The sequence below is a fragment of the Streptomyces niveus genome, from assembly GCF_001723055.1.
In the GTDB taxonomy this organism is placed as follows: Bacteria; Actinomycetota; Actinomycetes; order Streptomycetales; family Streptomycetaceae; genus Streptomyces; species Streptomyces niveus.
The window spans coordinates 1-26958 of the sequence record NZ_MDCR01000161.1; the positions used below are offsets into that span (position 1 = coordinate 1).

The following is a 26958-nucleotide window of genomic DNA, read 5'->3' on the forward strand; positions in this document are numbered from 1 at the left end:
TGGAGCCCCACCGCCCCGACCCGCCCGGCGATCCGGTCGAGCAGGCCGAACTCCCGCTGCTCACGCACCCGTTGGGCGCGGCGGGCGCTCTCGGTGCTGACGTGTCCCAGCAGCGCGGTGTCGGCGTCGGCGACCGCCCGCCGCAGCAGGGAGCGCAGTCGCTCGTACGCGCGTACGTCCTCGTGGTCGTGGCGTGGTGCCGGCAGTGACAGGGTGTCGACGGGGCTTCCCCCGCCGAGGGCGCAGCCCACCACGACGGCGGGCGGCAGCGCTTCGCCGAGGACTTCCAGTACGCGGCCCTCCCGCTGCGCGAACAGCAGTGGCCCGCCGCCGAGCATGAGCGGGTCGGACGCCCGCTCGGCACGTACGGCGAGACGGGCGATCGTGGCGGGCGGCAGTCGCAGGCCGTACGCGTCGGCGACCGCGCGTATCGCGGCGATGACGTCGCTGCTGGACGAGCCCATACCCAGCCCCAGCGGGACGTCACCGCTGAGGGTCAACTCCCCGCCTCGGCACGGTGCCCGGCCGCGCGGGGCCGCGCACTCCTCGATCGCCAGCGCCGCCGCCCGCAGCGCCTTCGTACGGTCGGCCGGGTACACCGTGAGCTGTCCGGGCGAGTTGCCGGGCCCGGGCGTGAACTCGGCGCGGGTGCCGGGTCCTTGCATCGGGATCGTCACCAGGCCGGCGCAGGGGCGGTCGTTCTCGTCGAGGAAGACGCCTTGCAGGATCTCGCCGTGGTGGCACGCGGCGAACCCGACACCGACGCGACCGGCGCCGCCGCCACCCGTACCGCCGTACGCCGTCACGAGTCGTCCGCCGCGCGGTAGCGGTACAGCGTCGTCGGCCCGGCGTCGAACTGCGAGAACGGGAAGGGCTCCGCGGACAGGGCGGCGACCCCCGCCCCCAGGAAGGCCCGCGCCACCGCGCTGCCCGTCTGCGCGTAGACGATCAGCGGTACGCCGCGTTCGCGGCAGCGCGACAGGACGGTGTCGAACGTGCCGTTGCTCAGCGTCATCCCGGTGGCGATCACCGCGTCGGCACTCCCGAGCACGTGCTCCATGTCGTCGCTGACCGGGTCTCCCCACTGCGTCCGCCGCAGGTTGAAGTCGCACGGCAGCGGGACCCCGCCCCGCTCACGGATCGCCGCCACCAACGGGTTGACCACACCGATGAGTCCGACCTTCGCGCCGTCCGGGCTGTCCAGCAGACCGGCGATGGCGGCGTCCCGTGCCTTCGCCCGGACCTCGGGAGAGCCGGCGGGCAGCGGCACGGCCTCGGCCCGTATCGCACCCCGGTGCGGCTGGACTTCGGCGAGGTAGGCGTCAAGGGCGGCGATCCGCAACGGGCGTGGGCCCTTCCGCAGGAGGACGTGCAACGGCATGCCCGACGCGTCCCGGCACACACCAGGATCGACCTCACCCGCCTCGAAGGCGCACGCGCCGAACGCACCTCCGAGCCGGACGAGTACGTACTGGTTGAGATAGGTCGTGTCACCGCCCGCCAGCCGCGTTCCGTGGTGCAGCCAGAACGCGCTCGTGGCGACGAGTCCGGCGGGGTCGGGGCCGTGTTCCCCGGCCAGTACGGCGGCGAACAGGTCCTCGACGGAGCCGGGGCGCGGGGGAGCGCCACCCGCGGTCATGCCCGGTCTCCTCGGGCCAAGGTGCAGACATCCAGGCGCACTTCGGGGAACTCCTCGACGGTAGGGGGCAGTGAGGGGGCGGCCGTCGCCGGTCGCGCAGCCCGTACTATAACGATAATCATTTTCAAGAAGCCAGCCCCGACCGAAGGAGCACCCCGCCGTGCCGACATCGCCCCCAGCGGTCCTCGCGAGAAACGGTCCGCCCCGCCCGCCGTCCGTTCTGCGCGACACCGCCTTCCTCAGGCTGTGGACGGGCACCACGGCGTCGGGTCTGGCGACCTGGGCCCTGCCGTTCGTACTCGGCCTCGCCGTGCTCGACCGCACGCTGTCCCCCACCGGACTCGGCCTGCTGCTGGCCGCCCGGACGGCCGGATTCCTGCTGGCCGTTCCCGTCGGCGGGGTGCTGGCCGACCGGCACTCCCGCCGGGGCGTCGTCCTGTGGTCGGGCCTGGCAGCGGCCGGCGCCGCCCCGCTGATCGCGGTCGGCCTCGGCACCTCGCTTCCGCTGATGTGCGTCGCCGCCGGTGTGGCGGGCGCGGGGCAGGGGGCCTGCCGGCCGGCCTTCCAGGCGCTGACCGCCGAGGTCGTCGACGCCGACCGCAGGCAGCAGGCCAACGCCGCCATGACCCTCTCGGTCCGCGTCACCACCCTCACCGGGCCCGCGCTGACGGCCCTGCTCGGCACGGTGCTCGACATCTGGGCGCTGCTGGTCGGCATCGCGCTGCTGTGGCTCGTCGCGGCACTCGTCCCGGGCGCCGGCACCCGGGGCGCGCCTGCCGCGCCGCGCCAACACACCGCGTTCTTCGCGGAGTTCGCCGACGGGATACGCGAAGCGCGCAGGCACCCCTGGTTCCTGACGACGCTCGGCGCGCTGACGGCGGTCATCGCCACCGGCTACTCCGCGACGGGCGTCGCCCTGCCGCTGGTCAGCCGCGACCGGTACGAGACCGGTGTCCTGCTCGCCGCGGCCACCACCGCGTACACGGCGGGCGCCCTCGGCGGCGCCCTGCTCATGGCCCGCTGGCGCCCGCGCGCCCAGGGCTGGGCCGCGCTCGCCGGGCTGGCCGCGTACGGGTTCGCACCGCTGAGCCTGGTGTTCCCCGTACACCCCGTCGTGGTCGTGGCCGCCTACGTCGTCGCCGGATTCGGGATCGAACTCTTCAACGTGCCCTGGTTCACGGCGACCCAGCGCGAGGTCGCGCCGGACCGGCTGGCCCGGGTCACCTCGCTGGACTTCATGCTGTCGTACGGGCTGGCGCCGCTCGGCCTCGTCCTCATCGCCCCCGCCATCGACGCGTTCGGCCCCCGGCCGGTACTCGCCGGCTGCGCGCTGGTCTGCTTCCTCGCCCCGGCCCTGGCCGCGCTCGTCCCCAGCGCGCGCCGCTTCTCAGCCGTGCGGTGACGGGGGCTCGCCGGGCGGCGTACGGAGATGGGCCCGCGTCCCCTGCGGGCCGAACACGATGAGCAGTTCGACCGCGCCGCCGTCGGCGCTGCCCAGCCAGTGCGGCAGGGACGTGTCGAACTCGGCCGCCTCGCCGGGCGACAACGTCAGATCACGTTCACCGAGCAGCAGCCGCAGCCGGCCGTTGAGCACATAGACCCACTCGAAGCCCTCGTGCGTCTGCGGGGTCGGTTCGAGCGGCCGCGGCCGGGCCGGGATGATCATCTTGAACGCCTGGGTGCCGCCCGGCCGCCGGGACAACGGGACGAAGACCATCCCGAAGCGCCGTACCGGCTTCAGATGGATCCGGGGATCGCCGGTGCGCGGCGCGCCCACGAGGTCGTCCAGCGGCACGTCGTACATACGGGCCAGCGGCAGCAGCAACTCCAGGGTCGCCCGGCGCCGCCCGCTCTCCAGCCGGGACAGGGTGCTCTCCGAGACGCCGGTCACCGCCGCGAGGTCGGCGAGGGTGATACCGCGCTCACGACGCAGCGCCCGCAGCCGGGGCCCGACGGCGTCGAGCACGTCCTCCGATTCGCGGTCCACCCGGTCATCTTGCCGGAACCGCAAGTTTCCGTGCGAGTTCGCGGGGGCCGGACGAGACTGCGACGCATGCCCGGACACCGCCCACCACCCGCGCACTCCCCTCGAACCCGACCGGGCGACCGTCCCGCCGCACCGCCTGAACGCGGCGCGGCATCCCGCGAGGAGGCACCATGCCCACCACACCCCGCCGCACCCGCCGCGACACCCCGCCGCCCCGGACCGGGCACACCGAGGCCGAGGTGCTCCGCGGCTTCCTCGACTACCTGCGCCACTCGATCGCCGCGAAGGTCGAAGGCGCCCCGGAACCGGCGGTCCGCACCGCGGGAGTGCCCTCCGGTACGAATCTGCTCGGCCTGCTCAACCACCTCGACGGCGTCGAGCGCGCGACGTTCCTCGGGGAGCGGGTCACCGACTGGCAGTCGACCTTCCACGCCACCCCCGCCGACAGCGTGGCCGACGTCGTCGCCCGCTACCGGGAGACGGTCGAGCGCGCCAACGACGTACTCGACGGATGCGCCGACCTGGGCGCACCGCTTCCCCGCCCCCGGCCGGACACCCCTGCCCCCAGCGTCCGTTGGGCACTCACCCACCTCATCGAGGAGACCGGCCGCCATGCCGGCCACGCGGACATCCTCCGCGAACTGATCGACGGCGCGACCGGACGCTGACCCGCCGCCGCCCCGCTGCCGCGAGCGCGTCCGGCCGACCCGGTCGGCCCCCGGCCTGGCCGCTTGTGGGGCATACCAGGCACACTTCAGTCATCGCGTTCCGGCCAGCAGAAGGATGAACCATGATCACGCTTACGAAGGAAGATGGTCCCGCGGATCTGGACGGGGTGACACATCTGTCCATCGGGGTGTCCTGGGACCCGACCGTCGGAAGCAGCGGTGGAATCCTTGGCAAGCTCCGCCAGAAGGCCGGCACCGACCTCGATCTGATAGCCATCGCGGTGCAGGGCGCCGACCCCGTACGGCTGGCCGGGCTGGACTCCCTCGACCCGATGGGCAACGGCTCGCTGGTGCACAGCGGCGACAACCAGACGGGGAAGGGGGACGGGGACGACGAGACGGTGACGGTCGAGTTCTCCCGCGTACCGACCAACATCACGTCGATCGTGTTCGTCGCCGCCGCCTACAAGAAGCGCAGTTCCTTCCAGAGCGCGCGCAACATCAGCTTCAAGGTGTACGACGCGACGGGCGGCAGCGTCCAGCAGGTCGCCGACATCTGGCCGAGCCTGCTCAGCGACGACAACGGCTGCGTGGTGGCCAAGGCGGTCCGCGAGGGCGCGAACTGGAAGCTCCAGGTCATCAACGAGACGGGCAAGATCAAGCAGGGCGACGAGCAGGCCCTGATGCGCTTCGCCGTCAGCAAGTAGCGCGGGCCGTCGCGCGCGGACCGGACACCGCGTAAGCGGCGGTGCCGGTGGCGAGCAGTACCGCACCGGTCCACGCGGCGGAGCCGGACCCGGCCGGAGCCAGCAGCCAGCCGGTGACGCCGCCGGGCGGGTGCGGGACGAACAGGGTGAGCGCCAGCCAGCCGACGGGCGGCAGCCACGCGTACGTGGCGCCGAACAGGACGGCGCCGAGCGCTGCCAGCCCGGCCAGCCCGGCGCTGCCCCGCAGCAGGAACGCGGCCGTCGGCTGCTGCCCGGCCGTCTGCGCCGCCAGCAGGGTGCCCGCGACGGCGGCGGCGATCAGCACCACGTGCGCCGCCCGCCTGGGCCACCAGCGGATCGCCGCCGTACGGTCCAGGCCGGCGTCCTGGCCGCCGAGTCCGGGGGCCGCCGCCGTCACACCGGCCACGACGGCCAGCGCGATCAGCCGGGGGTCGGTGGCGCCGTCGCCTGCCGCCACGGCCGCCCCGAGCAGGGCCGCCGTGCCGAGGAGGGCGGCGGCTGCCGCCGGGAGCCCGCGCGAACGCGCGTACAGGATCGGCCAGTTCATCATCGGCCGGTTCATCATCGGCCGGTTCATCGCGCCGAACCCCCGGCGAGTTCGTCGGGATAGGTGAACTCGCAGCCGAGCGCCGCCTCGCGCACCTCGGCCGCCCGGCTCCGCCGCTCGGCCGGACTCAGCGCCATGAACCGCTCCCAGGTCTGCCGCGTGGATGCGCGGTACTCGTCGGCGTCGTACACATCGGCGTCGATGACCCGGAACTCGCCGAGCGCCCAGCTCGCCAGCACGCTCTGCACCACGAGCGTTTCGCCGCTGCCGAACTCCCGGGCGGTGCTGGCCGTACAGCTCGGCGCGATCCCCTCGCCGACCAGCCTGCGCAGCAGTTGGCCGCCCTTCGCCGCGCCGATCTGCGGGTCCTCGAAGTTGAAGAGGACGGAGTCCGCTTCGAGCCGCCGGTTCTCCATCAGGGCACGGGGCGCGGTCTCTTCGCGTACGCGGCGGGGCGCGTCGTCGCCGAGAGCCTTGTCCAGCACCCGCAGTGCCTCGGTGGCCGTGGGCGCGAGGGCGGCCAGCCGGTCGTGCCGGATCTCGCTGACGCACACGGGTCCCTCGCACGCGGGCGAGGCGGCGGCGGTGTCCACCCGGTAGCTGCCCGCCGGGTCGCCCGGCAGCACCAGCAGAGCGAGTACGGCTCCGCCCAGCGCGGGCACCACGGCGGTCAGCCGGGCCCGGGCGCGGGTGGCGGTCAGCAGCGCGAACCCGGTGGCCGACAGGCCGAGCAGCCACAGCGCCTGGCCGAGGTGTACGGCGCCGGTGAGGGTGAGCAGCACCTGCCGGGGCTGGGCCACCACGGGGGAGAGCTGCGACAGGAGGTGGGGCGCGGTGTTGGCGGCGGGCAGCCGGCCGTCGCTGTTCTGCATCAGCGTGATGTTCACCGCGAGAAGCAGGACCACGACCAACGGCGGGGTCAGCGGTGACGGCAGGGTCCGCGCCGCCCCCATACCGAGCAGCGCGGCGGCCAGGAGGGCGAGGAGCGCGACCGCCGAGATGGGCAGCCAGCCCAGGGAGGTGACGGTGGTCGTACCGAGCGCCACCTGAACGCCGCCCCACAGCAGCAGTGCGACGAATCCGGCCGTCAGCGCGAGGGTGATCGCCGTCGCGGGCGCCGCCGCACGCTGCCAGGCAGGCCGCGGGGTGGACGTCAGCAGCTCCGGCATCCGGGAGCGGTGGTCGCGCAGCGCGTACAGGGCGCCGACACCGCCGACCAGCGGCCACACGTACGCGAGTACGACGCGGGTCCACAGCGCCATCGGAGTCCACTGGTCGGTCCACTGCACGGACGTGCCCCACCAGGGTCCGTTCAGGGCGTACAGGAATCCGAGGCCGCCGGCCAGGACGACGAGGCCGGCCCAGGGGGCGGCGGAGCGCAGGAGTTCGGTGCGCAGGACGCGGAGGTTCACCAACTGCCCTTTCCCTGGTCGGAGTTGCTGAGCAGCGCGGAGTAGCCGCGTTCCAGGGGGCTGTCGCCCGGCTGGTCGGGGGTGCCGGCCGAGGCCAGCGCGTCGGGGGTGCCCTGGAAGACGAGCCGGCCCCGGTCGAAGAGCACCACGTCGGTGCAGGCGGCGGCGACGTCCTCCACCAGGTGGGTCGAGACCACGACGCAGCTCTCCCGACCGAGTTCCTGCAACAGCGCGCGGAACTGGAGGCGCTGCGCCGGGTCGAGACCGACGGTCGGCTCGTCGAGCAGCAGCACCGCGGGGTCGTTGACGACGGCCTGCGCGATACCGACGCGGCGCACCATGCCGCCCGACAGCGATTTCAGCCGGTCGTCGGCCCTGTCGGCCAGCCCCACGCGTTCCACGGCGCGCTGGACGGCGCCGGGGATGTCGCGGTCGGGCAGCTCCTTCAGCCAGGCCATGTAGGTGACGAACTCGCGGACGGTGAACCGCTTGTAGTAGCCGAACTCCTGCGGCAGGTAGCCGATGCGGCGGCGCAGCTCGCGGTGGTGGCTCCGGTCGCGTACCGAGTGGCCGAACAGTTCCAGGTCGCCGCCGGTGGGGTGGAGCACCGTGGCCAGGGCCCTGATCAGGGTGGTCTTGCCGGCGCCGTTGGGGCCGAGCAGGCCGTGGGTGCCGGTGCCGAGCGACAGGTCGAGCCCGTCGACGGCGACGCGGTCGCGGCCCACCCGGACGGTGAGGCCGGTCGCGTGGATCTCGTGGGCGTAGGTGCGTGGCGCGGTGTCGGACATGCCGCTCGGCGTGGTCGTCCTCATCCGGTGCTCCTTCCGGGAGGTGAGGGAGGTGAGTGGGGTGGGCGAGGTGAGTGGGGTCAACGCGGGGCCCCCGGGGTGGTGTACGCCCGGCGCCGGGCGAGGATGACGCCGACTCCGACGGCGAGCACCGCCGCCCAGCCGGGCAGCCGCTCGGGCTGGAGGAGGGGTGCGCGGTCCAGGGCGACCGCCGGGGCGAGGACCGCGGCCGTCCACAGCGCGCCCAGCACGGCGGTGGCGCGGCCGACGCCGATGACGCCGCCGAGGGCGAGCGCCGTCGCGGTGAGGGCGAGCGAGGGCAGCAGCCAGTGCGCGAGGGCGACACCGGTCAGCAGACCGGCGGCGAGATGGACGGGGAGCAGGACGGCGAGGACGGTCAGTGTGCGCCGCAGCAGCAGGGGCAGTCCGGCCCGGGGCGTGACGGCGGTCAGTTCGAACGCCGGGTCCAGGCCGCGCGACCAGGCCGCGGCGACCCCGGCGAGCGGGAGGGCGGGGGCGAGCAGCAGTACGGTCGGTACGGTGCGGGTCCAGTCGGCGGTGCGGTCCAGCAGCACCGCGACGACACTCACGCCGATGACCATGGCCAGCCAGGGCCCGAGCACGGGGGCGGCCCAGATCGCGGCGCGGCGCCGGCGGCGCGGGGCGGGGGCCGGGCCGTCGAGGTCCGGTTCCAGGCCGGCGCGGACGGTGGCGAGCAGGGCGGTGACGGCGGGCACCTCGGCCGCGAGGGCGGCCAGCCGCCGGCGGCAGCCGGGGCACCGCTCCAGGTGGGCCTCCACCGCCCACGCCTCGTCGGCCGACAAGTCGGCGTCGCCGTGCGCGTAACCGCGGACCAGCCTGCCGGACGGATGCTCCGTACCTCTTCCCTCACTCCTGGCCGCCCTCATGTCAGTGCCTTTCTCATCGCGATCCGGGCCCGCCGGGCACGGGTCTTGACGGTGCCCTCGGGCATGTCGAGCAGGACGGCGGTCTCGCGCACCGACAGGCCGTCGAGCACCAGGGCCCGCAGCACCAGCCGCAGTTCCGGTGCGAGGGTCCGCAGCGCGTCCCCGACGTCGCCGCCGACGGTTCCGGCCAGCGCCTCGTCCTCGGCGGCCGGGGCGGTGCCGCGTTCGGCGGCGGCGACCGGCGGTTCGGCGTGATGGGCGCGGCGCCGGAAGGCGTCGACCAGACGGTGGGCCGCGATCGTCCACAGCCAGCCGACACCGCTGCCGCCGACGGCACTTCCGGCGAAGGCGCCCGCCGCGCGCCAGACGGCGAGATAGGTCTCCTGCATGACCTCGGCGACGATCTGTTCGTCGGCGCAGCGGCGCCGCAGCCGCACCGCCAGCCAGGGCGAGGTACGCCGGTACAGCTCGTCGAACGCGCCCCGGTCGCCGGTCGCGACCCTGCGCAGGAGCTGTTCCTCGTCCAGCTCCGAGAGCTTCCTTCTACGTGGTCTCACACCCGCCAGACGTGGGACCGGCGCGCCGGGTTCTCATAAACCAGTGACCTGTGTCACATAGTGGGTCCGTGGAGAAGTCCATGAGGTGGCCACCGACAACGGCTGATAGGCGCTGTTTCCCGGCAGTTGGGTCTGCGTTAGCGTCGACGGTCGAACACGGCTTTGCCTTGCACGGCTCCGGTGACACTCGTCACCGGACACCGATGGGGAGGTACCTGTGCGCGCTCTCGTGTATCTGGAACCGGGTTCGGTCGAACTGCGGGAGCACCCCGCGCCACGCGTCGGCCACGACGACGACGTGGTGGTGAACATCGTCGGCACAGGCATCTGCGGCACCGACCGGAAGATCCTGCTCGGCCGCTTCCCCGCCCGCCCCGGTGTCGTGCTCGGCCATGAGTCGGTCGGCCTCGTCGACGAGGTGGGCGCCGGCGTGCGGTCGCTCGCACCGGGCGACCGTGTGGTGGTCAATCCCACGCTGTACTGCGGCTGGTGCGTCCCCTGCCGGCGCGGCGCGACGAACTTCTGCCGCAACAAGGCGGGTACGGAGGTCGGCGTGGACAGGGACGGCACGTACGCCGACCGTGTGGTGCTGCCGGAGCGGTTCGTGCAGCGGCTCCCCGAGGACATGCCGTTCCGGCGGGCGGTTCTCATAGAGCCGCTGGCCTGTGTCATCAACAACGTGCAGGCGGCGTCCCTGACGGTGGACGACAGCGTCGCGGTGCTCGGCGCGGGCCCCATCGGCACGCTCACCGCGATGGTCGCGGCGAGGACCGCCCGCCGGGTCACCGTCGCCGAGAAGGACGGCTACCGGCTGTCCCAGGCACGCCGGCTGTTCGAGCGCGTCGCGGAGGTGTCCGTCGTGGATGTCTCCGGTGCGGAGGTGTCCGGCGCGGACTCGGCCGAGTCCGTCGAGTCCGTGGTGAAGGCGTCCGGTGGCGAGCGCTCGTCCGTGGTCTTCGAGACGACGGGATTCGCCCTCGGGGCGGCGCTCGGCATCGTCGACGACGGCGGCCGGATCGTCGTCATGGGCTTCGACGACAGCTACAGCGTGCCGCTGTCGCCCCTCCGGCTGACCAACCGCGGGATCCGCGTCATCGGCGCGGGGGACTTCCGCGGGGACACCTTCCCCGTGGCCGTCGACCTGGCGGCCGGGCTGGAGCTGGAGCGCCTGGTGACACACGAGTTCCCGCTCGACGCGTACGACGAGGCCCTCGGCGCGCTCGGCGGCGTCAGCGGGTCCGGTGACGCCACGGCGGGCCGGCGGTACGACGCCATGAAAGTGGTCCTGCGTTCCGACACGCGCCCGAGCGGCGCCGACGGCTGGCCGGTGGTCGCGTGAGTGAGCTGCGTCTGGGATCGATGGAGTCCGGCGGTACGAAGATCGTCTGCCTGGTCGGATCGGCACCCGACCGGATCGAGGACGAGATCCGGTTCCCCACCGGGGAACCGGCCCCCACCCTGGCCAGAGCGGTGGCCTTCTTCGAAAAGGCCGCCGCCGCCGCCCCGTTGGACGCGGTGGGCGTCGCGTCCTTCGGCCCCCTCGAACTGCGTCGCTCGCATCCCGGCTACGGACGCCTGGCGCCCACCCCCAAACCCGGCTGGACCGGCGTCGACATCGTCGGCACGCTCGCGGCGGCGCTCGGCGTCCCCGTGGGAATCGACACCGACGTCAACGGCGCGGCACTGGGCGAGGGCCGCTGGGGAGCCGCGCGGGGTTACGGCACGTACGTCTATCTCACCGTCGGCACCGGCATCGGCGGCGGCGCGGTCGTCGCCGGGCGCGTCATCAACGGCCTGGTGCACACGGAGATGGGGCATCTGACGGTGCCCCGGGTCAAGGGCGACGACTTCCCCGGCACCTGCCCGTTCCACGGCGACTGCTGGGAAGGCATGGCGGGCGGTGAGGCCGTGGCCGCCCGCTGGGGAAGCCCCGCCGAGCGGCTGACGGGCGAGACCCTGGACCGCGCGCTGCGCATGGAGGTGGCCTACCTCGCCGCCGGGCTGCGCAACATCGTCTACACGATCGCGCCCGAACGCATCGTGATCGGGGGCGGGTTGGCCGTCCTGTCCGGGCTCTTCCCGATGCTGCGCGCCGAGTTGGCACGCACCCTCGCGGGCTATCCGGGGCTGGCCGAGCACTCGTCCGACGACTTCGTGGTCCCCGCCGCGCTCGGCCGACTGGCCGGTCCGGCGGGCGGTCTGGTCCTGGCGGAGCTGGCCGCCCACGGCGAAGGCTGATCCGCATGGGGAAGGGCGACCGATTCGGTCTGGACGGTCCCACCTGGCGGTGGCTGGCGGAAGAGGCACTGCCGGGCGTCGGCATCACCGGTATCAGCCCGCTCAAGGGCGGCTCCACCAACGAGATGCTGCTGCTCACCACGGTGACCGGGCGGAATGAGCCGTACGAGCGCTGCGAGCGGTACGTCCTGCGGCGCCACCGCCCGAGCGGGACCCGTACGCGCAGGAACACCTGCGCCGTGGAGGCGGCGCTGCTGCGGCGGGTGGCCGCCACCGTACCCGTGGCCGATCTGGTCGCCACCGATCCGCACGGGCACGCCACGGGAGTTCCCCTCCTGCTGTACCGCCATGTCGAAGGTGTCCCGCTCGACGCGCTGCTGGCCCGGCGTCCCGGAGCGGCCGACGCGGCCGAACTGGGCGCCGCCGTCGGCGAGACGCTGGCCCGTATCTCCCTGGTGGAGGTGGCCGGTCCCGGCCACTTCCACGACGAGACGCTGACTCCGGCCGGCCGCGCGAGCGACACGGAACTGCTCCCCTTCGTCGAGCGGTGCCTCGACAGCGCCCGGCCCGGCTGCCCGCTCACCGCGGCCGACGCCGACGCCCTGCGCGGACTCGCCGCCCGCACCGCTCACCATGTCGCGGCCGTACGCGGCCACGACCGGTTGGTGCACCACGACTTCAACCCCAAGAACGTGCTGGTCAGTCAGGAGAAGGGCCGCTGGCGGGTAGGGGCCGTACTGGACTGGGAGCAGGCGTTCAGCGGATCACCGCTGTACGACGTGGGGAACATGCTGCGCTTCGCCCATCTCTACCCGCCGCAGTTCGCCGACGGCTTCGTCGCCGGCTGCCGGAACGGTGACGCAGACGGGGGCGGTCTCCTGCGGCCGGGTTGGCGCGCACTCAGCAGGGCTCTCGATCTCTTCACCCTGGCCGACATTCTCACGGCGCCACCGGACGAGGCCTATTTCCTCCGCGCGCGCGACGCTCTGCACCGGCATCTGGCCGAGGAGTTCGGCCCCGCAATTGATAACTGAATATTCCGGTCCGCGCTTTTGGCCGGTACTCGCTCATTGATGGAGAGATGCGCTCTGTTCCTCGCATACGGGAGCGGTTACTCTTCCGTAAGACCGAATGATCCTTTGCGTAGGAGAGGATTTCCGCAGTGGATATCGAGGCGAGGCTGACTCCGACTCCGACGGTCAAGTGCAATGGAACTCCGCCCACTCCGGAGCAGCAGGAAGGGCCGTACTACAAGCCCGACACCCCGCACAAACCCAACTTCCGGGCAGACGTCGACGGGGGTACGCCGCTGCTTCTCCACGGCAGTGTCGTCACGTCCGACGGAAAGCCCGTGGGCAAGGCCCTCCTTGATTTCTGGCAGGTCGGGGACGAGGGGGAGTACGACGAGGAGGGCTTCCGTCTCCGCGGCCATCTCTTCGCGGACGACGAGGGAAAGTGGCAGCTGGAGACCGTACTGCCGGCCGTGTACCCCGGCCGGACGCGCCACGTGCACGTCAAGGTCCAGCCGCCCGGCGGAGAGGTGCTGACCACGATGCTGTATTTCCCGCAGGAACGACGTAATCACCTCGACAAGTACTACCGACCGGAATGCCTGATGGATGTGACGGACTCCCCCGAGGGGTGGAACGCTTCATTCACCTTCGTACTGGACATCTGAGCCGGTACGCGTGGTCGACGTGAGGCGCGTCCAGGATTCGATTTACTACCCGGTCAGTGACTATTTGATGGACCGCGGCGAAGGTGTCTATCTGTACGACGCCGACGGCCATCAATACATCGACTGCGCGTCCGGCACCTTCAATCTCAGCCTCGGCTACAGCCATCCCGAAGTCGTCAAGGCGCTGCGTGACCAGGTCGAAAGACTGGTCCATGTGACGTCGACCTTCCAGACCGGACCGGTCAACGAACTGGTGAGACGGCTGGTCGAAGTCACGCCCGAGAATCTCACCAAGGTGCATCTCAAGGTCTCGGGAGGATCCACCGCCAACGAAGGCGCGGTGAAGATGGCTCAACTGGCCACCGGGCGAAGGGATGTGGTCACTCTCTTCCGCAGTCATCACGGCCAGACCATGATGACGACGACCATGTCGGGCGAGTCCTTCCGCAAGGCCCCCTTCCCGCACCTCATGCCGGGCGTCCTCCACGTGCCGGACCCCTACTGTCTGCGGTGCTTCTACCGGCAGACCCCGGACAGCTGCGGACTGCTCTGCGTCGAACGCCTCCACGACTTTCTCGACCACGCCAGCTCGGGCAGTGTCGCGTGCGTCGTGGTGGAGCCGATATCGGGCAGCGGCGGGAACATCGTGCCGCCCGACGGGTATCTCGCCGCGCTCCGCGCCCTGTGCGACGAGCGGGGGATCGCGCTGATCTTCGACGAGATACAGACGGGCATCGGGCGGGTGGGCCGGATGTTCGCGGCGGAGCACTACGGTGTCCGCCCCGACATCCTGACCACCGGGAAGGGGCTGGGCGGCTCCGGTGCCCAGGTCGCCGCCATCGTCGCCGACGAGCGGATGTCCGGGCTCGACGCCGACCACCACTCCTTCACCTACGGCGGCAACACCCTGGCCGCCGCGGCCGCCGTGGCGACCCTGGACGTCATCGCCCGGCCCGGCTTCCTGGAGAACGTGCGCGACGTCGGGGCGTACGTACTGACCCGGCTCCGGGAACTCGCCGCGGCCCACCCCCACATCGTCGACGTCCGGGGCCTCGGCCTGATGATCGGCATCGAGATCGGGGACGCCGACGGCCGCCCGCACAGCGAACGGGCGCAGGCACTCGCCAAGCGGGGCATGGAGCACGGCCTGATCCTGCGGACCTCCCGCTACGGACGCGGCAACGTCATCAAGATCCGGCCACCGCTCGTGCTCACCCGGGCCGAGGCCGACCTGCTCTGCGACCGGCTCGACGCCCTCTTCACCGCGGACGCGGCATGAAGGAACGCGGCATGAAGGAACGCGCGATGAAGGAGCGCAGCATGACGGAACGTGGCATGAAGGACTATGTCGTCGCCCTCGCCTCGTGCGTACGCGAGGCGGTGCTGGCCGCGCGGGACCAGGCGGGCAGCCGGCTCGTACGAGGCCATTCGCCCGGCGGCGACGCGCAGTTCGGGCTGGACGACGTCGCGGAGGCGGCCGTCTGGAAGTACGTCGCCGACGCCGGCCTGCCGGTCGCCGTCTACTCCGAGGACCGCGGGCTCCAGTTCCACGGCGAGCGCCCCGAACACCTCCTGGTCGTCGACCCCATCGACGGCACCCGGCCGGCCGTCGCCGGGCTCGAATCGGCGACCGTCTCGGTGGCCGTCGCCCGGATGTCCGACCGCCCGCGTATCGCCGACGTCGAGCACGCGCTCCTGATGGAGCTGGGGACCGGCGCCTATCTGTACGGCGACCTGGACACCGACACCGTCCAGGCCCACGGCTACGGCCCCGCCGCCGTACCGGCCCTGACCACGAACACCGATCTGACGCGGATGTTCTGGTCCATCGAGTTCAACGGCCACCCGGCCCGGCTGATGACCGGCGCCTACGGCCATCTCATCGACCGCTCCGCCAACACCGGCGGCGTCTTCGTCTTCAACAGCGCCACGTACTCGATCTCCCGGCTGCTGACCGGTCAGCTCGACGCGTACGTCGACATCGGCAACCGGCTGCTGCGGGACACCCCGGCCCTGCTGCCCGAGTTCGAGCGCGCCGGAAACGGACGGGTGCTCCATCTCTTCCCGTACGACATCGCGGCGGCGGTGTTCCTAGCCGAGAAGGCCGGCGCGGTCATCACCGACGCGTACGGCGAACCGCTCGGTGAGACGGCGCTGACGGATCTGAGCGTCCTCAACCAGCGTTCCTGCGTGGCGGCTTCGACCCCCGAACTGCACCGGGCATTACTGGAGGGCATCACATGGCAGGTCTGACCCGGCAAGGAGGAGGGCCCGCCGACGGCACGGGCGAAGCCACCGACGACAGCGCCGAGTTCCGCGCCCTGCTGGACCGTCTCTCCGACAAGGCCACCGAGGACTACTACAACCCCTTCACCACCTTCGACTGGCCGGAGACGATCCCCACCGACGAGTTCTGGATGTCCCCGGAACTGCTGACCGTCCACGGCACCGACCTGATGGACGCGCTGACTCCCCGCCAACTGCTCGATCTGAGCCGCTGGGAGAGCGTCCACTTCTACAGCCTGAACGTGCACGGCATCCGGGACCTGCTCATCGAGGTCATGCGACGCGTCCACACCCCGGGCTTCCGGGCGCCCTCGGAGTTCTTCCACCACTTCATCGGTGAGGAGAACGACCACATGTGGTTCTTCGCGACGTTCTGCCTCACGTACGCGGACAAGATCTACCCCGACAAGAAGCTGCGCCTGCCCGAGCCCCCGCGCGACCCGGCGGTCGAGAACTTCCTGGTCTTCGTACGCATCCTGGTCTTCGAGCAGATCGTCGACCACTACAACGTGCGTCTCGCCGGTGACGAGAGGCTGCATCCCACCATCCGCCACATCAACCGCCTGCACCACCAGGACGAATCCCGGCACATCGCGTTCGGCCGGCGCCTGGTCGAGCTGCTCTGGCAGCGCCTGTGCGCGGCGGAACCGGACGAGGCCGTCCGCCGGGCCACCGGTGACTACGTCGGCCGCTACCTCACCACGATGATGGAGTCCTTCTACAGCCCGGCCGTGTACCGCGACGCGGGCATCCCCGACGGTTTCGCCGTACGGAAGCGACTGCTCGCGCACCCGGCCCGGCACACGGCCCACGCCCAAGTCCTGCGCAAGACCACGGACTTCCTCACCCGGATCGGGGTCCTCGATGCCGCGCGCTGACGCCAGGGGCCGGGGAGCGTCCTGGACCGCCGAGCACGGACTGGCCATGTTCCGCGAGCCCGCGACCGCGCTGATACGCGCGCTGGACGACGTGTTCGCGGGGTGGGGCGCGGAGGCCGGCGCCGAGCGGATGTCCTTCCCCCCGCTGCTGCGGGCGGAGGACCTGCGTACGCTCGACTACTTCGCTAACTTCCCGCATCTGGGAGCGCCGGTCTCCCGCATCCGGCCCGACCGGCTGGAGCGCCACACCACGGCGGCGACCGAGGGCCCCGTCGCGGCCGACGACCTCGTGGACGCCCACCATCTCCTGCCGTCGGCCGCCTGCTACGGCGCCTTCCTGCACCTCGCGGACACCGCGGCCGACGACCCGCTGCTGATCACGACCGTCGCCCAGTGCTTCCGCCACGAGGACCACTACGACGGACTGCGCCGCCTCTGGGGCTTCACCATGCGCGAGATCATCTGCGTCGGCTCGGCGGAGCACGCCCGCGACCACCTCGAACGACACCACAAGCGGCTCGCCCTCTTCACCGCGGCCCTCGGACTCGACCTGGCCCGCCGGCCCGCCACCGATCCCTTCTTCCAGCAGGACGGGGCGCGCGGCGTCATGCAGCGACTGGCCCCGGTCAAGGAGGAGTACGCGCATACGGACGGCACCGCCGTCGCCTCCATGAACCAGCACCGCAACTTCTTCGGGGAGCGGTGCGCCATCGGTTACGCGGGAAGGCCCGCCTACACCAGCTGTGTCGCCTTCGGACTCGAACGGTGGGTGCACACGCTCGACGAACACTTCGAAGGCGACCTGCGCGCCGCCGCCGAAGCCGTACTCCGGGCCGGGGACGCCGGATGAATCGGCTGCGGGCCCTGCTCGGCCTTCAACTCCCGCTGATCCAGGCCGGAATGGGCGGTGTCGCGGGCATCCGGCTGTGTACGGAGGTCTCCCGGGCGGGCGCCGGGGGCACCCTCGCGCTCTACAAGGAGCCGCCCGACCGGATACGCGAAGCGGTCCGCGAGATCGCCGCCGCCACGTCCCGGCCGTTCGGGGTCAACGTCATCCCCGAGGTCGCATCCCCCGAGCTGTGCCGTGCCCAACTCGACGCCGCTCTGGGCGAGTTGCCGGACAACGGCTACGTCACCACCTTCGGGCTCCCCGGCGCCGACGCCGCCCGGGACGTGACACGCACCGGCCGCCCCCTCGTGGTGCAGATCGGCACACCGGACGACGCGAGTGCCGCGCTCCGGCTGGGAGCCGACGTACTCGTCCTCCAAGGCACCGAAGCCGGCGGCCACCTGCTGGGCGAACTGCCGGTGGCCGAGCTGCTGTACGCCGTCCGGACCCGGCATCCCGACGCCGTGATCGCGATGGCGGGCGGCGTCGCGACGGGCGCGGATCTCGCGCGGGCCCGGAGCGCCGGGGCCGACGGCGCGATGGCGGGCACCGTGTTCGTGCCCACCACCGAGTCGATGGCCCACCCCCTGTTCAAACGCCGGATCGTCGAAGCCCGCGCGGACGACACCGTCGTCACCGGCCGCTACGACATCGGCTGGCCCGCCCGGCCGCACCGCGTCCTGCGCAACGCCCTGACCGAGGAGAACCGCCGCCTCCCCGCGACCTTCATCGCCACCACCCGCCTGGGCGCGGCCCGGATTCCCGTCCCGCGCTACAGCGCCACCGTGCCGGGAGTCCGAACCGAAGGCCGTATCGACGAGATGGCGATGTACTGCGGCACCTCGTGCGACCGGGTCACCGCGCAGGACACGGCAGCGGCGGTGGTCAGGAAGCTCCGCCACGAGTACGAGCACGAGCTCTCCTACGAGAGGGAAGGTGGCACATGGACAGCGCCCTCGAACCGATAACCGACTGGCTGCGCGAGAGGAACCCCGAGGCCGGGGACATCCCCCTGGACCTCGACCTCGTGGAGAGCCGGATGGTGGACTCCCTGGGGTTCATGGAGTTCATCCTGCTCCTGGAGGACCTGGTCGGGCGCGAACTGCCCCTCAGCGACCTGAACGTGGACCACTTCCGTACGCTCCGCGCCATTCAGGACAACTTCCTCTCGTCCGCGTCGAGTTCGCGGCGCCCTTCCTGAACGCCCCTCCTGAACGCGGGAGCCCCACCCATGAGGCACGGACGGATCGTCTCCCTGCACATCGCCGGCGCCCCCGGGGCGCCGACCCACTCCCCGACCCGGGCCACCGCCGTGACCGGCCGTGGTCTCGAAGGGGACCGCAACTACTGGGCGGGCCAGGGCCCCCGGCCGCGCAAGCGCGGCACCGGCCGCGCCTCGGGCGTCTGTGACATCACGCTGATCGAGTACGAGGCCCTGGACGCCCTCACGCGCGAGACGGGCATCGAGCTGTCCCCCGCCGAATGCAGACGCAACGTCGTGTGCCGGGGAGTGCGCCTCAACCCCCTTGTGGGAGCCACGTTCCAGGTGGGGGAGACGGTGCTGCTCGGGCTGCGGCTGAGCGAGCCCTGCGCCCGGCTGGAACAGCTCACCCGGCCCGGACTGATCCGCGGCCTGATCCACCGGGGCGGACTGCGCGCCGAGATCCTCCAGGGCGGGCTGATCCGCGTCGGCGACGCCGTACACCCGGCATCCGCGACTCCGCCCGACCTCCTTCAGACCGAACGGAGAAGCAGCCGGTGACCGAGACCTGGGAAGCCCGCGTCCACATCCCGGCCGCGTCCCCCGCCCCGCTGCGTAACGCGGTGGGGCACGCACTCGCCGCCGCGACCGCTGTGCGCGCCGAGATCTCCATGTCGTGGGAGGGGCCGCATCTGCGCCTCGTGGGGCCCGGGGATCTGGGCGGCTCGAAGGCCGTCGGCGCGCTGCTGGCGGACATCGCCCGACGACTCGCCGCAGCGGACGTCCTCACGCGACACAGCCCGCCCCTGCCCCCGCCTTTGACCCCCGCCGCACAAGTCGGCACAGCCGTACGGCCGTTCCCGCCCGGTGACGGCCGGCGCTCCCCGGCCGAGGCCGGGGCGCCGGCCCTGCGACGGCTGATGCGCGAACAGGGCCTGGACCCGGTGACCGACCTCGCCGTACTGATCGACAGTGGACTCGTCGGCGTCGACGGGGCGCCAACTCCGTCACACCCGAGGGTGGTTCTCGACACGACGGAGCCGCCGACGGTCCCGTACGGCTGGCTCCTCCAGTCCTGGACGTACCTGGCGGCGGACGCCGTGCACTGCGCGGTGCGCGGCACCCGCGGGCGCCGCACCCTGTGCGTGACGGCGCCGCGGGCCCTGATGCCCTTGCCACGCCTGGACCTGTACGCCGCCCTGTGGGCGGACGCCCTGTTCGGTCCCGGGACCCTCGCGTTTGTCGCCGACCCCCTGCGGGTTCGTCAGTGATCGGTAACAGACAGATCTTGCAGGGCTTTCGTATGTCTTCATGGGTGCACGGCATCGACGGGGACGGCGAAGGGGCGGGCGACATGACACGGCGTAAGGCACGGGGATGGCACGGCCGGCTTCTCGCGGCGGCACTCGGGGTGACGGCGTTGGCCGCGGCGACCTCGATGTGGACCGCGACGGCCAACCCCGCGGGCGGGCGGCCGTCGCAAGCGGGTGTCTCCGTACCGGACGGCGAGGACCGGAAGGTGACCAAGGTGGCGGCGGACATCGCGCACGCCTCGGAGGCCGGTGACCAGGGCGTCAACATCACCATCGACGACGGCCCGGACCCCAACTGGACGCCGCAGGTGCTGCGGTTGCTGAAGGACAACGACGCGAAGGCCACGTTCTGCCTGGTGGGCCCGCAGGCCGAGGCGTACCCGGACCTGGTCAAGGAGATCGTGGCGGACGGTCACCGGCTCTGCAACCACACCGTCTCCCACGACACCGCCATGGACGGCAAGTCCGAGGAGTACCAGTCCAAGCAGATCCTGGACGCCGAGCGCATGATCATGAAGGCGTCCGGCGGCGTACGGTCGCAGTACTACCGGGCCCCCGGCGGCGCCTTCACCCCGTACAGCCGTCAGCTCGCCGCGTCCCACGGGATGCGACCGCTGGGCTGGAACGTCGACTCCAGGGACTTCGAGCGCCCCGGCGCCGACACGATGGTCGCCACCGTCAAGAACGAGATCGCCAACGGGCCGACCGTCCTGTTCCACGACGCGGGCGGGGAGCGTTCCCAGACCGTGGCCGCGCTGGGCGAGGTCCTGCCGTGGCTGAAGCAGGAGGGCTACACCTTCGGCTTCCCCGTGCGGTAGTCGAGACCCGCTCCCCCCTCAGGCGGCGGTCGCCTTCCTGAGGGTGCGCAAGCAGAGGGACAGCGCGGTGTGCTTGGGAGTGTCGTACTCGCGGGTCTGCTCCCAGGCCGCGTAGAGCATCGCCCACAGGACGGTGTGCAGCCAGGTGTCGTCGACCTCGGGGTCGAGCGTGCCCTCCCGCTGCCCGCGCCGGACGAGGGCGAGCAGCTCACGGTCGGACGGGGCTTGTGCCTCGTCCTCCTCCAGACCCGACCAGGCCCAGAACTGCGGCACGTCGTCCAGCAGCATCAGCCGGTCGCCGAGTTCGAAGAACTCCAGGCACAGCCGGTCCAGGGCCGCCGGAGCGGGCCCCTCGCCGAGCCGTGCGCGGGCGGTCGCCGCCTCGATCCGCTCCCGTACGTCCGTGCCGATCGCCGCGAGCAGGTCGGACCGCTCGGGAAAGTACCGGTGGACGGTGGTACGCCCCACCCCGGCCGCCTCCGCGACATCGGCCAGTGAGGCCGTGTGGTCGGCGGAGAGCGTGGCCACGGCGGCGTCGATGATCGCGCGCCGGGTGCGGGCGCGGGTGGTGCTCTCTTGCGTCGCTGCGCGGTCGGCGCGGTCGGAACCCATGCGCGACACGGTAGTACGTCACGGCTACGGCGCGTACCGAATCGAAACCTGATTGAACTTTTCGGAACAGTCATGTTCCACTATGGATATGTCCGCCTCCGTGTCCACGTCACCCTCGTCACCCTCCGTGCCCTCCTCGCCGTCGTCACTGGCCGTACCGCGTCTGCGCATCCTGTGGTCGTTCGCCCGCCCCCACCGGCGCACCCTGGTCCTCGGCCTCTGCCTGGCCCTGTTCGTGTCCGGCCTCGGCCTCGCCACGCCCATGGTCACCAAGCAGGTTCTCGACGCGCTCGGCACCTCGGCGTCACTGACGGGCCCGGTCACGACGCTCCTCGTGCTGCTCGTGGTCGGCGGCGCGGTGTCGTTCTGGCAGTGGATCCTGCTGGGGACGCTGGGCGAGCGCGTGGTGCTCGAAGCGAGGGGGTCGCTGGTACGGCGCTTCCTGCGGGCCACCGTGCCCGCCGTCACTTCGCGCCCGACCGGCGAGCTGGTCACCCGCGTCACCTCCGACACGGTGCTGCTGCGCGAGGCCACGTCGGAATCGCTGATCGGCCTGATCAACGGGGCGGTCATGCTGGTGGGCAGCCTCGCGCTGATGGGTTACCTCGACCCGGTGCTGCTCGGCACGACGCTCGCCGCCATCGCGGTCACCGGCCTGCTCTTCGCGTTCCTGATGCCCGGCATCGCGCAGGCGCAGCAGCGGGCCCAGGAGCATGTGGGGCGGCTCGGCGGCGTACTGGAAGGCACGCTGCGCGCGATCCGTACGGTGAAGGTCAACCGGGCCGAGGACCGGATGGAAGACCGGATCATGACCGACGCGCGCGCCTCGGCCGAGCAGGGCACCCGCGTGGTCCGCCGCGAGGCACTGGCCTGGACGATCGCCTGGTCCGGCATCCAGCTGGCCATCATCGCGATCCTCGGTGTGGGGGCCTGGCGGGTGGCGGAGGGCCAGCTCCCGGTGTCGAGCCTGATCGCGTTCCTGCTGTACGCGTTCGCGCTGATGGATCCCGTCACCGAACTCAGCCAGAACGTCACCACGCTCCAGGCCGGCATCGCGGCGGCCGAACGCATCCGGCAGGCCGACGAGCTGTCCACCGAGGCCCCCACGGCGACTCCGGGCGCCGTCCACCGTGCCCGCGCCTCCGACGAGACTCCCGTCCTGCGCCTGAGCAAGGTCACCGCGGCGTACGGCCCCGGCCGGGCACCCGCCGTACGGGACATCGACCTCGCGATCCCCCGGCGCGGTCACACCGCCATCGTCGGCCCCTCGGGCGCGGGCAAGACCACCCTGCTCTCCCTCGTCCTGCGCTTCCTCGAACCGACCCACGGCGAGCTGCTCCTGGACGGCCGCCCGTACCGCGACCACACCCACGACGGCATCCGCGCCCGCCTCGCGTACGTCGAGCAGGACACCCCCGTCGTCCCCGGCACGATCCGCGACAACCTCCTGCTCGCCCGCCCCGACGCCACCACGGACCAGCTCCGCCGGGTGCTGCGGGACGTACGGCTCGTCGACCGGATCGACGCACTCGACGACGGCCTCGACACCCACCTCTCGTCCACGAGCGTCTCGGGCGGCGAACGCCAGCGCATCGCCCTGGCCCGCGCCCTGCTCGCCACCCCCGACGTCCTGCTCCTGGACGAGGCCACCGCCCAGCTGGACGGACTGACCGAGGCCGCCGTGCACCACTGCGTCCGCGCCCGCGCGGCCACCGGCGCGGTCGTCACGATCGCCCACCGTCTGTCGACCGTCATCGACGCGGACACCATCGTCGTCATGGAGGCGGGCCGCATCCGCGCCCAGGGCCGCCACGACGACCTCCTGGCGTCGGACACGCTCTACCGCGACCTGGTGAGCTCCCTGCGCATCTCCACGGCCCGGGAGGGCGAAGTTGCGGGGGCCGAGAAGGCTGCGCAAGGTGGACGGGTCGGGTACTGACCCGTATCGCACGCCCGTACCCCACGCACGTCCGTTGCCGTCGCCGATGCCGCCGAGCGGAGGACCGCGCACATGGCTATGACGGAATCATCCCTGGCCGGGACGGTGTGGCCACGGCTGCGCGTCGACGACTGGACCGAGACCCGCGACACGCTCCACATGTGGGTCCAGATCGTGGGCAAGGTCCGGCTGGCACACGCCCCCCTGCTCAACCACTGGTGGCAGGTGGCCCTCTACGTCACTCCGCGCGGGCTGACCACCTCCGCCGTGCCGTACGGCACCGGGGCCTTCGACGTCGAGTTCGACTTCGTGGACCACGTGCTCCGGCTGCGTACCAGCGACGGCGGCGCCCGCCGTATCGCCCTGGAGTCGATGCCGGTGGCCGTCTTCCACGCCCGGGTCGGGCAGGCGCTGGAGGAGCTGGGCGTCCCCACCACCATCCAGGACCACCCGAACGAGGTCGAGCAGGCGGTCCCGTTCTCCGAGGACTACGAGCACCACACCTACGACCCGCGTGCGGCCTGGCTGTTCTGGCGGCAACTCCTCCAGGCCGACCGGGTGTTGGGCGCCTTCCGCGCGCACTTCGTCGGCAAGGTGAGCCCGGTGCACTTCTTCTGGGGTGCCATGGATCTGGCGTGCACCCGGTTCTCCGGCCGCCGCGCCCCCCGGCACCCCGGCGGCGCGCCGAACTGCGGCGACTGGGTCATGGAGGAGGGGTACTCGCACGAGCTGAGCAGCTGCGGATTCTGGCCGGGCGGCGGGGAGGAGGGGGCGTTCTACGCGTACGCCTACCCCGAGCCGGCCGGGTTCGCCGACAGCCGGGTCACCCCGTCCGAGGCGTTCTACAGCCGGCCCAACGGCCAGTTCCTGCTGCCGTACGAGGCGGTACGCACCGCCGCCGACCCGGACCGTGCGCTCGCCGGCTTCCTGCGGAGCACGTACGTGGCCGCGGCGGACGGGGCCGGCTGGGACCGGGCGGCGCTGGAGACGGACCCGGGCCGCTGGTCCGACCGATGAGGGGTCCGCACAGACCACCCCCACCAACTGGAAGGACGACACCATGACTTCCCGTGACGACTGGCCGACGCCCGCGCAGGGCCTGGTGCTGACCCACTTCCTGACCGTGCGGGACGTCGCGGTCTCACGCCGCTTCTACGCCGACGTGTTCGGCGGCCAGGTGGTGCTGGAGGAGAACCCCTGCATCGTGAAGATCGCCAACGGCTGGATCATCATGAACCCGGGCGGCGGCCCCACCCCCGACAAGCCCGACGTCATCCTCACCGCCCCCGAACCCGGAGACCCGGTGTCCTCCTTCCTCAACGTCCGGGTGGCCGACATCGCGGCCTTCCACGAACAGGCGGTCGCCAAGGGCGCGCGATTTCTCACCGAACCACTCGACCGCAAGGCCGAGATCCGCTGCTACGTCAAGGACCCGGACGGCTATCTGATCGAAGTCGGCCAGGCCACCGGCATGTTGGAGGGCATCTTCGCGGACCGCGCCACCCCGCCGGAGAGCGCGTCGTGACCTCCTGAAGGACCGTCGTCCAGGACGGTACCGGGTGGCCGATTTGTGTGGGGTGGAGGTGATCCGGGCGGGGAAAGGTGGAGGTGTGTCCATCACCAGCGATGCCTTGCACGAGGCCCAGGAGCGCGTCCGGGTCTGCCGGGAAGCCGGCGACCGCCCAGGACTGGCGCACGCCCTCGTCATCCTCTCCTCGGAACTCCAGAACGTGGCCCGTCACGACGAGGGCGTGGCGGCGGCGCGCGAGGGCGCCGCTCTCTACCGCGAACTGGGCAACAGCGGCGGCCTGGTGTGGGCCCTGGAGAACGTCGCCGGCCGCTGCACCGCCGCCGGCCGGCACCCGGAGGCGGTGGAGGCCACCCAGGAACGGGTCGACATCCAGCGCGCCGCCCCGGACCCGCCCGGTCTCGCCCACGCCCTCGTCACCCTCGGTTCGAACCTCGAAGCCGCCGGGCGACTGGACGACGCCATCGCGGCGGCCCTCGAAGGCACCGCCGTGTACCGGGAGTTGGGCGGGCCGGGCGGAATCGCGTGGGCGCTTCAGAACCTGGCCCGCCGCTACCAGACGGCGGGCCGGCACGCGCAGGCGGCGGAGGCCACCGGCGAGGAGGCCGCCATCCACCGGGCCGCCCAGGACCGTCCCGCGCTGGCGCACGCCCTGGTCACCCTCGGTTCGAACCTGCTGAACGCGGGTGAGCCCGAGCGGGCTGTCGTCCCCGCGCGGGAGTCCGTCGAGCTGTACCAGGCGCTGAAGAACCTCGGCGGGTTCAACTGGGCGCTCCAGAGCCTGGAGCGGATCGGCGTCGTGCTGTCGGCCCGGCAGCCCTTCGAGTACACGGTGCCCCGCCCGTACACCGTCGAGGCGTCCTTCCCGCCTGGCGGGCCGTTGGCCACGCTCTCGCGCAACGACAACCACATGGAAGTGTTCGCGGTCGACACCGACGGCCGGATGTGGACCTCCTGGTGGTGGCACGGCACGTGGGAGGGCAGCTTCCCGCTCGCGGGGCATACCTTCCTGCCCGGCGCCCATGTCGCCGCCCTGACGCGCAACGACGACCACATGGAGGTCTTCGCCGTCGACGGCACGGGTCGGGTGTGGGGCAACTACTGGCACGGCGAGTGGCGCGGCTGGTTCGAGATCCCCGGCCACCTCTTCCCGCCGGGCGCGCCGCTGGCCGTCATGTCGCGCAACGAGGACCACATGGAGGTGTGGGGCGTCGACGGCGACGGCAAGGTGTGGGGCAACTACTGGAACGGCGAGTGGCAGGGCTGGTTCGAGATCCCCGGCCATCTCTTCCCGGCCGCGGCCCATCTGGTCTCGCTGACGCGCAACGACGACCACATGGAGCTGTACGCGGTCGACGGGCAGCGGAGGCTGTACGCCAGCGCCTGGGGCGGCGAGTGGGGGCAGTGGGCGGCCATCGGGTCGTACGAGTTCCCGCCCGGCTCCCCGCTGGGCGGCATCTCCCGGCACGAGGAGCACCTGGAGGTCTTCGGGATCGACAAGGACGGCCAGTTCCGCGCCAATTGGTGGGACGGCGACAACTGGCACGAGTGGGTGCCCATCGGCACCCGTCTCTTCGAGCCCGGTTCGCCGCTGACCACTGTCTCGCGCCACGAGGACCACATGGAGGTCTTCGTCGTCGACACGCAGGGCCAGACCTGGGGGAACTACTGGGACTCCGAGGACTGGCACGAGTGGTACGAGATCAGGGCCCAGCGCCCCTTCGCCGGCCCCGCCCATCTGGCCACCCTGACCCGCGACGACGACCACATGGAGGTCTTCGGCATCGGCGGCTCGGGGAAGCGGACGGCCGGGTGGTACATGGACGGCAACTGGAACGACTGGTTCCTGCTGCCCGCGGCCACCACACCGCTCCCGGACGAGGAGATCCCGCCCGGCGAGGAGCGGATCTTCACGCTCGGCAAGGAGATCTGGGTCTACAGCACCGTCGGCATGCGCCTGCCGCTCTACTGCTCCGAGGCGCGGCTGGTCTGCCGGCAGGACGGCAGTTGGCAGTTCAACGCCTTCATGCGCAACACCGAGACCGACGGCGACTGCAGCTTCGATCTCTACCTGCGGCTCCACGACGTGTCGCGCCCGTTCGACTTCCGCCTCTCGGGCGAGCTGGGCGCCCCCGGCGACAAGGAGGCCGCGCAACTGGGCCGCCTGACCCAGGGCTTCCTCCCGGAGGCGCGCTTCCAGGAGGAGGGCCACTACGACGCACTGACCGACCAGGCCTTCTTCCGCGAGGTGTTCACCTGCTCGGCGACCTTCACGATTCCCCCGCCGGGCTGGAGCAGCTACATCACACCCCCGACGGAGGATCCCGAGTAGCGGTGTCGGGCA

Annotated in this window: 29 protein-coding genes; 20 read left to right on the forward strand and 9 right to left on the reverse strand. The window is 72.0% G+C overall.

Annotated features, from left to right (window positions below; genetic code table 11):
* Positions 1-806, reverse strand: an 806-nt coding sequence (locus tag BHU15_RS19635; RefSeq protein WP_069628438.1) for a GHMP family kinase ATP-binding protein, incomplete at its 3' end; no start/stop codon positions are given.
* The gene (locus BHU15_RS19640) at positions 803-1639 is read right to left on the reverse strand and encodes a Rossmann-like domain-containing protein (protein ID WP_069628382.1); all 837 of its coding nucleotides are present in this window, start codon (positions 1637-1639) and stop codon (positions 803-805) included. The genes BHU15_RS19635 and BHU15_RS19640, both read right to left, overlap by 4 nt.
* A gap of 160 nt (positions 1640-1799) precedes the next feature.
* Between BHU15_RS19640 and BHU15_RS19645 the strand changes: the two genes are divergently transcribed.
* A complete protein-coding gene (locus BHU15_RS19645; protein ID WP_069628383.1) occupies positions 1800-3041 on the forward strand; it encodes an MFS transporter in 1242 nt (413 codons plus the stop codon).
* Here the strand turns inward: BHU15_RS19645 and BHU15_RS19650 are convergent.
* Positions 3027-3626, reverse strand: coding sequence for a helix-turn-helix domain-containing protein (locus tag BHU15_RS19650; RefSeq protein ID WP_069628384.1), 600 nt, complete (start codon positions 3624-3626; stop codon positions 3027-3029). The two genes, BHU15_RS19645 and BHU15_RS19650, sit on opposite strands and share 15 nt — an antisense overlap.
* Before the next feature lie 170 nt (positions 3627-3796).
* On the opposite strand from BHU15_RS19650, the gene BHU15_RS19655 reads away from it, so the two are divergent.
* On the forward strand, positions 3797-4294 hold the full coding sequence (locus BHU15_RS19655) for a DinB family protein (protein ID WP_069628385.1): 498 nt from the start codon (positions 3797-3799) through the stop codon (positions 4292-4294).
* A gap of 122 nt (positions 4295-4416) precedes the next feature.
* Positions 4417-5001, forward strand: coding sequence for a TerD family protein (locus BHU15_RS19660; protein WP_023539964.1), 585 nt, complete (start codon positions 4417-4419; stop codon positions 4999-5001).
* Here the strand turns inward: BHU15_RS19660 and BHU15_RS19665 are convergent.
* The 5 genes from BHU15_RS19665 to BHU15_RS19685 are packed head-to-tail and all read right to left on the reverse strand — an operon-like array spanning position 4991 to position 9234.
* The gene (locus BHU15_RS19665; protein ID WP_438284970.1) at positions 4991-5599 is read right to left on the reverse strand and encodes a hypothetical protein; all 609 of its coding nucleotides are present in this window, start codon (positions 5597-5599) and stop codon (positions 4991-4993) included. The genes BHU15_RS19660 and BHU15_RS19665 overlap by 11 nt on opposite strands.
* Positions 5596-6981: a hypothetical protein gene (locus tag BHU15_RS19670; protein ID WP_069628386.1), complete on the reverse strand. Its 1386-nt coding sequence runs from the start codon at positions 6979-6981 to the stop codon at positions 5596-5598. Before BHU15_RS19670 ends, BHU15_RS19665 begins: the two co-directional genes overlap by 4 nt.
* Positions 6978-7793: an ABC transporter ATP-binding protein gene (locus tag BHU15_RS19675; RefSeq protein WP_069628387.1), complete on the reverse strand. Its 816-nt coding sequence runs from the start codon at positions 7791-7793 to the stop codon at positions 6978-6980. Before BHU15_RS19675 ends, BHU15_RS19670 begins: the two co-directional genes overlap by 4 nt.
* 56 nt (positions 7794-7849) lie before the next feature.
* On the reverse strand, positions 7850-8677 hold the full coding sequence (locus BHU15_RS19680) for a zf-HC2 domain-containing protein (RefSeq protein WP_079128252.1): 828 nt from the start codon (positions 8675-8677) through the stop codon (positions 7850-7852).
* Positions 8674-9234, reverse strand: coding sequence for an RNA polymerase sigma factor (locus BHU15_RS19685; RefSeq protein ID WP_069628388.1), 561 nt, complete (start codon positions 9232-9234; stop codon positions 8674-8676). The genes BHU15_RS19680 and BHU15_RS19685 overlap by 4 nt, the downstream gene beginning before the upstream one ends.
* A 217-nt stretch (positions 9235-9451) precedes the next feature.
* Between BHU15_RS19685 and BHU15_RS19690 the strand changes: the two genes are divergently transcribed.
* The 13 genes from BHU15_RS19690 to BHU15_RS19750 all read left to right on the forward strand — a co-directional run bounded on the left by BHU15_RS19690 (position 9452) and on the right by BHU15_RS19750 (position 20535).
* On the forward strand, positions 9452-10573 hold the full coding sequence (locus BHU15_RS19690; protein WP_069628389.1) for a zinc-dependent alcohol dehydrogenase: 1122 nt from the start codon (positions 9452-9454) through the stop codon (positions 10571-10573).
* A complete protein-coding gene (locus BHU15_RS19695; RefSeq protein ID WP_069628390.1) occupies positions 10570-11472 on the forward strand; it encodes an ROK family protein in 903 nt (300 codons plus the stop codon). The genes BHU15_RS19690 and BHU15_RS19695 overlap by 4 nt, the downstream gene beginning before the upstream one ends.
* Positions 11473-11477: 5 nt before the next feature.
* On the forward strand, positions 11478-12506 hold the full coding sequence (locus tag BHU15_RS19700) for a phosphotransferase family protein (protein WP_069628391.1): 1029 nt from the start codon (positions 11478-11480) through the stop codon (positions 12504-12506).
* Positions 12507-12634: 128 nt separating this feature from the next.
* Positions 12635-13150, forward strand: a complete 516-nt coding sequence (locus BHU15_RS19705; RefSeq protein WP_209269145.1) for a dioxygenase family protein — start codon at positions 12635-12637, stop codon at positions 13148-13150.
* A 67-nt stretch (positions 13151-13217) separates the two neighbouring features.
* Positions 13218-14429, forward strand: coding sequence for an aspartate aminotransferase family protein (locus tag BHU15_RS19710; RefSeq protein WP_069628393.1), 1212 nt, complete (start codon positions 13218-13220; stop codon positions 14427-14429).
* A gap of 11 nt (positions 14430-14440) precedes the next feature.
* On the forward strand, positions 14441-15403 hold the full coding sequence (locus BHU15_RS19715; RefSeq protein ID WP_247748642.1) for an inositol monophosphatase family protein: 963 nt from the start codon (positions 14441-14443) through the stop codon (positions 15401-15403).
* On the forward strand, positions 15391-16314 hold the full coding sequence (locus BHU15_RS19720) for a diiron oxygenase (RefSeq protein ID WP_079128253.1): 924 nt from the start codon (positions 15391-15393) through the stop codon (positions 16312-16314). The genes BHU15_RS19715 and BHU15_RS19720 overlap by 13 nt, the downstream gene beginning before the upstream one ends.
* A complete protein-coding gene (locus BHU15_RS19725) occupies positions 16301-17164 on the forward strand; it encodes a class-II aminoacyl-tRNA synthetase family protein (protein ID WP_218028068.1) in 864 nt (287 codons plus the stop codon). Before BHU15_RS19720 ends, BHU15_RS19725 begins: the two co-directional genes overlap by 14 nt.
* Positions 17161-18171: an NAD(P)H-dependent flavin oxidoreductase gene (locus tag BHU15_RS19730; protein WP_069628394.1), complete on the forward strand. Its 1011-nt coding sequence runs from the start codon at positions 17161-17163 to the stop codon at positions 18169-18171. The genes BHU15_RS19725 and BHU15_RS19730 overlap by 4 nt, the downstream gene beginning before the upstream one ends.
* Positions 18147-18404, forward strand: a complete 258-nt coding sequence (locus tag BHU15_RS19735; RefSeq protein ID WP_069628395.1) for an acyl carrier protein — start codon at positions 18147-18149, stop codon at positions 18402-18404. The genes BHU15_RS19730 and BHU15_RS19735 overlap by 25 nt, the downstream gene beginning before the upstream one ends.
* Positions 18405-18434: 30 nt before the next feature.
* On the forward strand, positions 18435-18965 hold the full coding sequence (locus BHU15_RS39310) for an MOSC domain-containing protein (RefSeq protein ID WP_069628396.1): 531 nt from the start codon (positions 18435-18437) through the stop codon (positions 18963-18965).
* A complete protein-coding gene (locus BHU15_RS19745) occupies positions 18962-19675 on the forward strand; it encodes a hypothetical protein (protein ID WP_069628397.1) in 714 nt (237 codons plus the stop codon). Before BHU15_RS39310 ends, BHU15_RS19745 begins: the two co-directional genes overlap by 4 nt.
* 83 nt (positions 19676-19758) lie before the next feature.
* Positions 19759-20535 carry a polysaccharide deacetylase family protein gene (locus BHU15_RS19750; RefSeq protein WP_069628444.1) on the forward strand — a complete coding sequence of 259 codons (777 nt, stop codon included), beginning with the start codon at positions 19759-19761 and terminating at the stop codon, positions 20533-20535.
* 18 nt (positions 20536-20553) lie between these two features.
* Here BHU15_RS19750 and BHU15_RS19755 read toward each other — a convergent pair whose 3' ends face one another.
* A complete protein-coding gene (locus BHU15_RS19755) occupies positions 20554-21147 on the reverse strand; it encodes a TetR/AcrR family transcriptional regulator (protein ID WP_069628398.1) in 594 nt (197 codons plus the stop codon).
* A gap of 88 nt (positions 21148-21235) precedes the next feature.
* Between BHU15_RS19755 and BHU15_RS19760 the strand changes: the two genes are divergently transcribed.
* From BHU15_RS19760 to BHU15_RS19775, 4 genes are all read left to right on the forward strand, one after another.
* Positions 21236-23086: an ABC transporter ATP-binding protein gene (locus BHU15_RS19760; RefSeq protein ID WP_069628399.1), complete on the forward strand. Its 1851-nt coding sequence runs from the start codon at positions 21236-21238 to the stop codon at positions 23084-23086.
* Between the two features lie 78 nt (positions 23087-23164).
* Complete coding sequence (locus tag BHU15_RS19765) at positions 23165-24103, forward strand: DUF5996 family protein (RefSeq protein ID WP_069628400.1); 939 nt, start codon at positions 23165-23167, stop codon at positions 24101-24103.
* A gap of 43 nt (positions 24104-24146) precedes the next feature.
* Positions 24147-24611 (forward strand): VOC family protein, encoded by a 465-nt coding sequence (locus BHU15_RS19770; RefSeq protein ID WP_069628401.1) that lies wholly within the window; start codon positions 24147-24149, stop codon positions 24609-24611.
* Positions 24612-24696: 85 nt separating this feature from the next.
* Positions 24697-26946 carry a tetratricopeptide repeat protein gene (locus tag BHU15_RS19775; RefSeq protein ID WP_069628402.1) on the forward strand — a complete coding sequence of 750 codons (2250 nt, stop codon included), beginning with the start codon at positions 24697-24699 and terminating at the stop codon, positions 26944-26946.
* Positions 26947-26958: the final 12 nt, after the last annotated feature.